This window comes from Actinomyces culturomici, assembly GCF_900499005.1.
Taxonomy (GTDB): Bacteria; Actinomycetota; Actinomycetes; order Actinomycetales; family Actinomycetaceae; genus Pauljensenia; species Pauljensenia culturomici.
In genome coordinates this window covers 1-10630 of sequence record NZ_LS991319.1, presented here as the reverse complement: position 1 = coordinate 10630, position 10630 = coordinate 1, and the positions used below count along the sequence as shown (strand labels likewise).

8 protein-coding genes and 1 pseudogene are annotated in these 10630 nt (G+C 55.3%); all 9 read left to right on the top strand.

The window, feature by feature from the left end; all coding sequences use genetic code 11:
- Nucleotides 1-514 precede the first annotated feature (514 nt).
- Nucleotides 515-1684, top strand: coding sequence for a M24 family metallopeptidase (locus tag DY157_RS11070; protein WP_115728707.1), 1170 nt, complete (start codon nt 515-517; stop codon nt 1682-1684).
- A 107-nt stretch (nt 1685-1791) separates the two neighbouring features.
- Nucleotides 1792-2856, top strand: coding sequence for a sugar ABC transporter substrate-binding protein (locus tag DY157_RS11065; protein ID WP_160159540.1), 1065 nt, complete (start codon nt 1792-1794; stop codon nt 2854-2856).
- Between the two features lie 66 nt (nt 2857-2922).
- Nucleotides 2923-5037, top strand: coding sequence for a glycoside hydrolase family 20 zincin-like fold domain-containing protein (locus tag DY157_RS11060; protein ID WP_160159539.1), 2115 nt, complete (start codon nt 2923-2925; stop codon nt 5035-5037).
- Nucleotides 5034-6542 carry a sugar ABC transporter ATP-binding protein gene (locus tag DY157_RS11055; RefSeq protein WP_160159538.1) on the top strand — a complete coding sequence of 503 codons (1509 nt, stop codon included), beginning with the start codon at nt 5034-5036 and terminating at the stop codon, nt 6540-6542. Before DY157_RS11060 ends, DY157_RS11055 begins: the two co-directional genes overlap by 4 nt.
- 28 nt (nt 6543-6570) lie before the next feature.
- Nucleotides 6571-7524: an ABC transporter permease gene (locus tag DY157_RS11050; protein ID WP_160159537.1), complete on the top strand. Its 954-nt coding sequence runs from the start codon at nt 6571-6573 to the stop codon at nt 7522-7524.
- A gap of 12 nt (nt 7525-7536) precedes the next feature.
- The gene (locus DY157_RS11045; RefSeq protein WP_115728702.1) at nt 7537-8526 is read left to right on the top strand and encodes a LacI family DNA-binding transcriptional regulator; all 990 of its coding nucleotides are present in this window, start codon (nt 7537-7539) and stop codon (nt 8524-8526) included.
- An 11-nt stretch (nt 8527-8537) separates the two neighbouring features.
- On the top strand, nt 8538-9434 hold the full coding sequence (locus DY157_RS11040) for a polysaccharide deacetylase family protein (protein WP_115728701.1): 897 nt from the start codon (nt 8538-8540) through the stop codon (nt 9432-9434).
- A gap of 5 nt (nt 9435-9439) precedes the next feature.
- Nucleotides 9440-9808, top strand: a complete 369-nt coding sequence (locus DY157_RS11035) for a sensory rhodopsin transducer (RefSeq protein WP_115728700.1) — start codon at nt 9440-9442, stop codon at nt 9806-9808.
- A 584-nt stretch (nt 9809-10392) separates the two neighbouring features.
- A pseudogene (locus DY157_RS11030) lies at nt 10393-10630 on the top strand (IS1634 family transposase); the annotation flags it as partial.

The following is a 10630-nucleotide window of genomic DNA, read 5'->3' as shown; positions in this document are numbered from 1 at the left end:
CGGGGCGTTCCCCTGATCAGCGGTCACCACCAGCCGCGCGGATGGTCGGTGACAACACCCCCGGATCATTGAGTAGACAGGGGCAAGACATCATGCCGACCACCGCTGGCCCAGCCGCCAACACTTCTCCGCCAGCGACCACCAACAAGGTAACGGGAGGGGCGGGACTCATCGACCCCCACACTGGGACGGCTCCCGTGGGCGCGCGAATACGGTTGTGTATATTCGGCGGATTTCCGCCAAACATTTCAGTTCTTGAAGTACCGCGGAATCATGCGGATTTCACGATGTGAGACATTGTCAGGACTTCCGTATCCTCCTGCCGCCCACTTAGACATCCGCTTCGCAAGTGCGTGGTGTTGTGCTCATGCAGGGGGCCGCATCCTGCTGGCTGGAGCGTGCCCCAGAGACTTGTGACGTCACCTATTGACGATGTTCAGAAGAGGGGGCTACGCTGTGCGCAATCGATTACCCAATGATGAGTAATCGATTGCCTTGGTCAAAGGAGACTTGAATGCAACGAGTGTGCATACCCGATGTTGAGTATGTTGAGCGGGCGAAGAACGCTGCCCGGCTCATGCGCGAAGTGGGACTCGATGCCTTGGTTGTCAACGGCAATGAGGCGGACTATGCGAATACCCGCTACTTCAGTGGCTTCTGGCCACTCTTCGAGCGCTGTGGTGTCGCCATCAACCCAGATGGTGATGCAGCGCTCATGGTTGGACCTGAATCAAGCATCTACGCCGAGGATTTCGGGAAGATCTCGAACATCTTCGTGATGTCGGAGTATCGGGAGTCCGCTGATCCCGATTACCCCCATCTTCGCCTGCAAACGTATCGAGATGTCTTCGCCCAGCTCGGTATCGATCCCTCACCTAAGCGAATCGGCGTTGCGTCCGTTCTTGATACGAATGTCGTGCAGTGGCGGGGCCTGGCTGAGGCGTTCCCCGATGCCGAACTCGTCGACGCCCGCCGCCTGATGACGCAGCTGCGCTCGCACAAGACTGAGAATGAGATTTCGTGTCTGCGAGAGGCGGCTCGAATCACGGAGCTTGCGACCCACGCGGTGGTCGAGGCTCTCCGTCCGGGGGTCACGGAGCTCGAAATGGTCGGGGTGGCGCAACAGGCGATCTATGCTAACGGCGCCGAGTACGAGGGCCTTCCGATGTACGTCTTCTCTGAGAAGAGCACGAAGCATGCCATCTCGCGCTCGTCGTATCGGGAGATCAATAAGGGTGACATCGTTCAGCTCAATCTGTCTGCGAAGATTGACGGTTACAGTCCCTCGATCGGAATGCCGGTGTCCATGGGACCGATCTCGGGTGAGAAGCGTGAGATCGTCGAATTCGTCCGAGAGATGCACATGTGGACAGAGCGGAAACTCGCCCCGGGACTAGTTGCCGCGGACATTGCTAAGGCCTTTGAAGCTGAGTTCAATCGCAGAGGCATGGGGGCCGCTTTCCTGTATGGTCCCTGTCACGGCCTCGGATTGATTGAGGTTGAAGCGCCGTGGATGGAAACGACTTCCGACTACCGGCTTGAACCGCAAATGACGTTCCAGATCGACACTTTTGGCATGGGAAGCGCTTTTGGATGCCGATGGGAGAAACCGATCGTCGTTCGTGACAAGGGTATCGACCTCCTCTCACCTCAGCTTCCCGAAATCATCGAAGTCGACTGCTAAGTCGGGCGGAGCTGGTCCACTCTTGGCTTCGCTGCGGTTGCTCCGCTCTGTCGAACTGGCTGGGCGTTGAAGATATATGAATTCGTGTGTAGGAAATGGAGAGATCAATGAAAGCACAAACTATTGCAACGGGCCTCATCGTGGCTCTTTCCTTGGCCGGTTGTGCTTCGCTCACCGCCGATCCGACCGAAGGGGAGTCGAATTCATCGGGTTCGACAGTGGCGTCGAGCGGACACGTGTATGGAGAAGATGAGACCCTTATTGGGGGCAGCATCTTCACGCTTCAGTATGCCTGGTTCCTCGGAGCGCAAGAAGGTATGGAGAAGTGGGGCGAGGAACATCCCGAAGCGAATGTGAAGTTTCAATTCGAGGACAACAAGCAGGATATTCAGACAAACATTTCAAATCTCGAAAATCTTGTCTCGGCCGGCGCAAAGGGCATCGTCGTATTTCCTGTCGATTCAAAAGCGATCATTCCGACAATGGTGGATCTGCATAAGCGGAATGGAGTACAATTTGTTGTTGGTGACTATCCGCAGCAACCTGATTCGCCTGAGGACGCGGTCTGGAATACCTTTGTCGGCCATGACATGGTAGCTCTCGGAGAGGCAGCTGGCGCGGTAGCCGTCACGGAGCTCGACAAGCTTGGCAAGTCGGACCCGACACTCCTTTTCATCACGGTCCCGTCATCGGGAGAGGTATCGCAAGCCCGGCTCAACGGCTTTACAGAGGTCGTCAAGGCTAAGTACCCAAATGCGCGAATCATTGAAGAGGGCGATACGGGTGCCGCCGACCGAAACTCTGGCCAGACGCTCATGGAGGGCATCCTTCAGCGGGAGCCGACAATCGATATTGTCAGCGGGCACAATGATGCTGAGGTCATTGGCGCCTACAACGCGGCCGTCGGTGCGAATCGTGCAGATGAAATGAAGTTCATCGGTATTGCCGGAGACAAGGAAGTATTGTCATACATTCAGGACGGAAACGAGTCTTGGGCGGGAGAAGTGCTTCAGGATCCCGTCGTTCTCGGATACACCGCGATGGATGCGTTGTGGAAGTCGATGGCTGAGGGTGAGAAGCTCCCTGCAACGTATGAACTGCCCAAGCCGGAGGCGATCACTCCGGCCAACATAGCGAATTACGACTGGCAGAACTGGAAGTGGCTCGGCTGATTCGAGTTCCCCGGATCTTGCATTATCCGGATCCGGGGAGCCCCCTACCCGAAGGGAGTGATTGTGGTGTTGTTCCCAGAACCTAAGAAGGCCGTGTGGGCCGGAACGACGACGCAACCGTTTAAACGCTTCGACGTCGCCGTCGACTCAACCGTACCCAAGGAGGTGGTGGACGATCTGGAAACGATCATGGCCTCCAGGTTCTGGGACTATCCCGATGTCCGAACTTCCAATGCTGAGGATTCTGCGTTCCCGCTCGTTCTTCGCGGAAACCTGAGGGTCGATGAGACTGACCGACCCGACCTTTTCGCAGAGCAGGGATATCATCTCGAGATTCACATCGATGGAGTCGAGGTTGTGGCATCTAGTCGGCAAGGATTCGTCAACGCTTTGACGACAATCAAGATGCTGCTATCGGACCGGAGCGGCGGCCTCGTTCTTGAACAGGGTATAGTTGACGACTACCCGGCGATCCCAGTTCGCGCTGTGGCGCCGACTTTAAGTTGGTACGCTGGATATGGGCGAATCGGCTTTGACATGCAGCTATGGGGGCTGTCGGAGTGGAAGCAGTTCGTCGACCACTGTGTTGACAACAAGATCAACCAGTTGAACATGGTCATGTACGGCTATTGGCCCTTCTCAAACGAGCCATATCCGGAAACCGAGTTCCGGGATCTTCCCGTCAGAATATGGAACGCAGAGAATCAGCGATTCATTGATGTCCGCTATTCGCACCCGAATATCGTTGACCCCTTCCTTCGTGACCTAATTGACTACGCGCATACTGTCGGGATGGCAATCTTTGCCTATGTTGGGCTGAACTCCTATAATGGCGGGTGGACGATCGCCCATCCTGACAAGAGGATGAAGGTGCCCGCGGACACCGCGTTCCTTAACGACTTCGACTCTGCATGCTTGTCCGATCGGGAGAATGAGCGCTATATCCTTTCTTCGATGAAGAGGATCGCCGAACTTGGATTCGACGGCTTCTCCTTGGAGGAGAGCGAAGAAGGATTCTGGTTCTGCACCTGTCCCGGATGCAGCGAGCGTTGGGGCGCGGTGTCGAGCACTCCAGGAGAGGCCAAACACAAGGCGAACGCCGAACTCCTGGACAAGATCCGTGCCGAGGTCCGCTCGGTCAAGCCGGATATTGTCATCGGAATTCGAGCCTTCCGCCAGCCCCCGCTCGAGAAGGATCGGGTCTGGCTCGAGGAGACATCCCGATCGCTTCCGGAGGACATCGTCCTCTTCTGGACGCCGGCACTTTACGTTCCGCCGACCGAGTTCAACAAATGGGTCGACGTCTTTGGTCCGGAGAGGATCTGGGGGCGTGACTCTGAGTCGAATTCGATTACTTCAACGATGGGCCGACTATTCCGCGTGTTTGAATCGAATGTGCTGCGCTACGAGGATGAGGCCAATGTCCAAGTAATCGAGAGGGACATTGAGCAGCATATCTCGAGTGTCGTTGCGGGAGTTCACGGAATCAATGGATTCATGTTCGAGTGGTATGGCTTGTTCTTGCATCTATTCGCGCATGGAAATTACGGTTGGGGCTCCCAAATGAACAAAGACGAATTCTTCGAGGCGGTGACAGCTTCGGTATTCGGCGATGAACTTGGGCCCAGAATTCTTTCCTTGCTTCGCGGGATTCTCACCATCCATGAGAGCCAGATCCCACAGTTCAGAACCCCTTTTCCGTTCCAGTCTAATACGGTTCGAGAAACGGATATACCGACAATTCGCGCGGCGCTCGAACGTCAGCCGGTGGAGCTAGCTGAGATTTCTGAGATTTGCCGAGAACTCCATGGACATCGACGACTTAGAGCATGGGAGCAGCACTTCAGGCGGATCGAGAACGCTGTTCGGCGCAATAGGGAGATTTACCTTCTGTGTCTGACGGCACTCGAAGAACAGGCTGCTCACAGCCTGGAGGAGAAGCGGCGTCTTCTACTTGAGATGCTCGAATACAATGAGGCGGACTTCGCGATAGCCAGGGAAATGTTCTTCGACTTGCTTCCTGTGGGATGGACGGGCGTACGCAGTTGCATGATGCCCTATCACGAACTCAAGAGGGAAATTGAGAACACGTTGCATCCCGAGAGGCGTGACGACGACGTCATTTGCTCAGGGATCGAGGCGCTGGGTTGGCTTTGGCTTGCAAACGAGGAGGAGTCGTGAACGAACATGCATCACGTACGCCCCTACTGGATGTTGAAGGGCTCACGGTTCGCTTCCCAGGGGTGCTTGCTCTCGATTCGGTGTCGCTGACACTACGACCTGGTGAATGCCATGCCCTGGTTGGCGAAAACGGTGCAGGGAAGTCTACCTTGGCGCGATGCATCATCGGTGAATGTCGGCCGTCGTCCGGAACCATCAAGATTCGGGGGACCGAGGTTCATGACGGTTACGACGTTCGCAAATCGCAGGAGCTCGGGGTGGCGATTGTCCATCAGGAATTCCAACTGATGGACGAGCTTTCAGGCATAGAGAATATTTGCATGGGCCATTTCGAGATGGTAGGTCCCTTCATCTCGAAAAGAAGGCAGCGTGCCGAAGTTGCGGAGCTCGTGAGTCGCCTCGGGATCGATATTGACCTCAATGTCCCAGTCAAGCGGCTTCGAACAGCTGAGAAGCAGATCGTCCAGTTGTTGCGCGCTCTCGCCCTCGATGCGAATGTCATCATCCTTGACGAGCTAACGGCGGTCCTGCCGGAGACGGATGTTGCTAGAGTCTTTGAGATTGTCCGGCTACTCAAAGAGCAGGGTAAGGGGATCATCTACATTTCCCACCGTCTCGATGAGATCTTCGAAATCTGCGATTCCTACACGGTTCTCATGGATGGTCGGTTCATTGAGCGAGGGGAAGTGCGCAGTCTTACCAAGCCGAGGCTGGTCGAACTGATCGCAGGTCGCGAACTGGGGGATGTGTTTCCAGTACTCGAGCCTTCGCGCGAGGACGTCCTCCTAGAAGCAGAAGCGCTGTCGGGGAGCGGATTCGAGAACGTGTCAATATCGCTGAGGGCTGGAGAGGTTGTCGCTATCGCTGGACTGGTGGGTGCTGGCAAGACTGAACTGCTGCGGACGCTCTTCGGCGAGGCTAAGACCAAGAGCGGTCGGATCCTCGTAAAGGGCGAAGAAGTTCACATCTCATCTCCGGCCTCGGCAATCTCCCGCGGAATCGCATACATCCCAGATGATCGAAAGGCGTTGGGCCTGGTCGGCGAACTCAGTCTCAGGAGAAACGCGACGCTCGCTGCGATCAGCCGATTCAAGCGAGTAGGGGACCTTGTTGATCAGGAAAGGGAACGAGAGGAGGTCAAGCAGACGTTTGATGCCCTTGGTCTCAAGTACGCTTCCGATGGTCAAAGGCCATCCACACTGTCGGGGGGCAACCAACAGAAGGTTGTCCTTGCGAAATGGCTCATTGCACAGTCGCGTATCTTCCTTATGGATGAGCCGACGAGAGGCATCGATGTCGGCGCGAAGAGCGAAATTTACCGCCTCATCGCTGAACTCACTTCTAGAGGGAATGGTGTAATTCTCGTTTCACCCGAGATCGAAGAGATTCTCGGGTTGGCTCACCGGGTCTTTGTAATGTACGAGGGGCGTGTTGTGGCCGAATTCGTTGGACAAGAAATCAATCAACCAGCAATTATGCGCGAACTGTTGGGAGCGGGCGACTGATATGACAGCTGAAACGATGGAGGGAACTGTGATCAAGAGAGATCTTCGAGTCAACTGGCGTTCCGTTCTCGAAGATTGGATGATCTTCTTCCTCTTTGTTGCACTATTCCTCATTTGCGCGGCGACGGTTGATCGTTTCCTTGAACCCAGCAACCTCATGAATATTGCTCGTCAGGTATCTTTCCTGGCAATCGTTGCCTTCGGCCAGTTCTTCGTCATTCTCATTGCGCAGATGGATCTATCAATTGGCTCTTCAATTGGATTGACTTCGGTTCTGCTCGCTGGTCTTGTAGCCAAGTTGGGGCTGCCGATCTGGGTCGCCCTCGTCGGAATCTTTGTAGTCTCCGTTGTCATCGGCCTCATTAATGGTGCTCTCGTCATGATCGGAAATGTCCCAGCGTTCATTGGGACGCTCGTCATGATGAACGTTCTGATGGGCGTGTCCTATCTCTACTCCCGGGGGCTGCCGATCAGTGGTCTCCCAAGTGGCTTCAACTACTTGGGAATGGGCTACTTCATCGGCGTTCCCGTTCCGGTCTATCTCATGATTCTTGTTGGCGCAGCCTGCCACGTGTTCACGTCCTACACGGCTCTCGGGCGAGCCTTCTATGCAGTGGGTGGAAATCCTGATGCTGCCCGACTGTCAGGTATCAACGTCCGTTTTGTTGGTGCCTTGGCCTTCGTGCTCTGTTCGCTCCTGGCAACCCTCGGTTCGGTGGGTCTCACGGCGCGGACCATGTCTGGCTCCGCCTCGCTCGGAGACTCGATGTTGTTCGACGTTATTACAGTCGTGGTACTCGGCGGGACGTCACTATTTGGCGGGCGTGGATCGATCCTTGGTGTCGCGATTGCCGCTCTCCTCACGGGAGTTATCTCGAATGCCATGATCCTCCTGGGTATCGACACATACTTTCAATGGATCGTTAAGGGGCTCATCCTCATTATCGTGGTGCTCATTGACGTAAACTCGAAGCGGAACTAATCGGAGGCGATAATGACAACGCTCCGCGCCATCGCGAGACATGTCGGAGTTTCAGAAGCGACCGTCTCGCGGGTGCTAAATGGAAAGGGTCGCGTCAGTGACGAAGTGCGGAAAGTGATCCTCGAGTATGCTCACAGTGTCGACTATCGGCCGAATAGGATCGCCAGGCACCTCAAAGAGCAGTCGTCGCGGATGGTTGGGGTGGTCGTTCCTGATATCTCGAATGAATTCTACTCGAAGCTCTATCAGCTTTGTGACTCGCGATTGTCTCGGCGTGGGTACACACCGATTCTCTTCAACACAGGGGAATGTCTCGACCGGGAGGCGGGCTTCATCGAGCATCTGCGGTCTGCGGTGGTCGATGGGCTGATCGTTGCGACTTCTGGAAGCTCGGTCTACGCCGATCTTCCTGAATCGGTTATCCGACGGATCGTATTTGTTGATAATCGACCTGATATTGATCGCGCCTTCGCGTTTGCGGGCTCGAATAACGAAGAGGCCTCCTTCCTATTGACGAAACATTTCGCTGATCGGGGGATTCGTCGCATCGCGACAATAATGGGTCCCTTGGGTGAATCGTCTGCGCAGGAGCGACTCGCTGGCTTCGAACGGTGTATCTCGATGCTTGGGCTTGATGTGCCCGACTTATGGCGGGTTAGAACGGACTTCACTTACGTTGACGGCATGCGAAAAGCGAGGGAGCTGCTTTCCGCTCCGATGCGACCTCAGGGAATAATTGCCCAGAACAACGTCCTTGCCTATGCGGCGATTCGAGTGGCTCGCGAACAGGGGTTGCGTGTTCCGGACAACTTTGCGGTCGCTTGCTTTGATCATATCGACACGTATGGTTTCATGCGGCCGGTCATTACGTCAATGATTCAACCGCTGGAAGATATCTCGACGTGGGCCTGTGATCGCCTTCTGGAGCAATTGGAATCTGATGGTGTGGAACTTCAGCAAATTGAGTTCACGTCAGCATTTCAACTGGGTAAGACAAGCTGAAAGGAAAAGAAATGATCGATCGTGACACCACTGTCATTATCGGAGTCGACATGGAGACTGACGTTGGGAGCTTCACGCCCTACTACGAAGGTGTGAGGAATGGGACTCCTAGATTGTTGGAGCTATTTGATGAGCTTGGCATCTCGGCGACATTCCTTTTCACTGGAGCATGTGCTAAGCAGAATCCAGAGGTGGCGCGCGAATGCGTTCGACGAGGGCATGAGGTGGGCGCGCATTCGCTCGAACATGAAACTGTTGGAGATCCACTATTTGCGCTACCGGGTGAGAGGACTCTCCTGCCTCACGAAGTATTTCCGCGCTTGGAAATGAACACGAGGATTCTCGAGAAGGTAGTTGGTGAACGACCTGTTTCATTCCGGTGTCCACGGCTCTGGGGTTCGACGGCAGTCGTTCGAGCATTGGATAAACTCGGCTATATTGCTGATCTCACTTATCCAATGTACTTCTACCGCGAGCATTTTGCTCCCTATTTTGCGTCGCTTGACGATTGGACTCGAGAGGGCGATAGCCGGGTGCTTGAGATACCGAATTTCGCGGACATGGTGATGGAGTCGAGGGATCCTGGCTTGGAAAGGGACAGGGATCAGTGGCCGCTGTTCAGGACCCGTGGCGGAGAGTACATGTATGAACGTTCATCGCGCTTCGCTGATTTCTGTTCTTCGAAGGGGATTCCGACGGTTCTTTGCTACTACATCCACCCATGGGAGTTCTGGACGATGGAGGATCGCTATAACTTCGGCGAGGCCACTGTTATCCCGGATCGGTTCATTACCGAAAACTGTGGCGACGTTGCGCTTGAACAGCTGAAGATCATGTTGAGCCTACTGCTTGCTGACGGGGCGCAGGTCACAACAGCTCGTGACTTCTCGGTAGCAAGGAGGAGTTGAGCGATATGAGCGCGGAGCTGGGGAGGAAGTTGTGGTTCTTCGCGGATGGTGAGCTTCCGCCACCCGGTGTGGGTCATCTTGTTGGGCACGAGTCGCTTGTCGTTCTCAATCCGAACTCGACCGACGCGATGGTGCGCGTGTGTTTATACTGGGCGGACCGCGATCCGGATGTATTCTCCGTCAACGTTCCCGCGCGGAGGGTGCGCTGTGTGAGGACGAATGATCCTGAACAGATGGGCGGGATAGTGGTTCCTCCCGAGGTGCAATACGCGATCTCGCTGACATCCAACGTCGGCATCGTTGTTCAATATGGGCGGCTAGATGTCAGACAGGCGAACATGGCCTTCTATCCGAGTACTGGATTCTCTCAGTAGGTGGTGAGTGGGTGGGTCTATGCGTTGCCGCCTTCGACCCACCCACTCGTCTCTAATGGAGTTTGGAGTGTCGGGACTGAAGAAGCTACCTTGGGGAGGATGCCATGGACGGAAGTTTCGTACTTCCGTTTGGGTCGAAGTTCTATGTGGCCGCACCCAAGAGGGGTAGAACTACTCTGCTCCTCTACCGAGACTGAAAGATCCCTATTCGGAATCTTGTTGGCCGCGCTCTACTGTTGGTGGCCGTGTAGACCGTTCCTTTGAAAGTTGTAGCTGCGAATTCCTGTGCTCGTGTCCCGCCTCGCGCGGTCGTGCACATTGCTGGGAGTTAGGCTCATGTTCTAAGGCTCATTTCGCATTCCCGAGCGAGTGCGGCAGTTGATTACTCGGATCTTGGCACAGCTGTATAGTTCAGCTGCAAATTCGTCTTACGAATGCAGTGTGGAGAGGCCATCAATCTCTTTGGTCTGACCTGAGTTGCACAATTGGGTCTGATTTCGGCTCTTTGTGAGTGCGTTTTGCCTGGTGGGGTTGTGTTTGGTTTTCGTGGATGACACACCCCGCGGGCTGGGTATTGTGGGCTCGTGGTGTTCGTTCGCAAGGTGCCGGGGCGTAATGGTGCGGTCAAAGTGCAGATCGCTGAGCGCCGCGATCGACGCGATGTCGTGCTGGAGCATGTCGGTACTGCTCATAATGACGGCGAGCTTGCCGCGCTGCTTCGCATCGCGAACGATCATCTGCACCCTGGCCAGGAGACGCTGCCGTTGGACACCGACTCGGGGAAGATGCCGGGTCAGGCGGTTGTGGTCGCCCAGGAGTCGC

Coding starts and splice junctions, on each gene's coding strand:
- DY157_RS11065 (WP_160159540.1), top strand. CDS start 1,792: ATGAAAGCACAAACTATTGCAACGGGCCTCATCGTGGCTCTTTCCTTG.
- DY157_RS11040 (WP_115728701.1), top strand. CDS start 8,538: ATGATCGATCGTGACACCACTGTCATTATCGGAGTCGACATGGAGACT.
- DY157_RS11045 (WP_115728702.1), top strand. CDS start 7,537: ATGACAACGCTCCGCGCCATCGCGAGACATGTCGGAGTTTCAGAAGCG.
- DY157_RS11035 (WP_115728700.1), top strand. CDS start 9,440: ATGAGCGCGGAGCTGGGGAGGAAGTTGTGGTTCTTCGCGGATGGTGAG.
- DY157_RS11070 (WP_115728707.1), top strand. CDS start 515: ATGCAACGAGTGTGCATACCCGATGTTGAGTATGTTGAGCGGGCGAAG.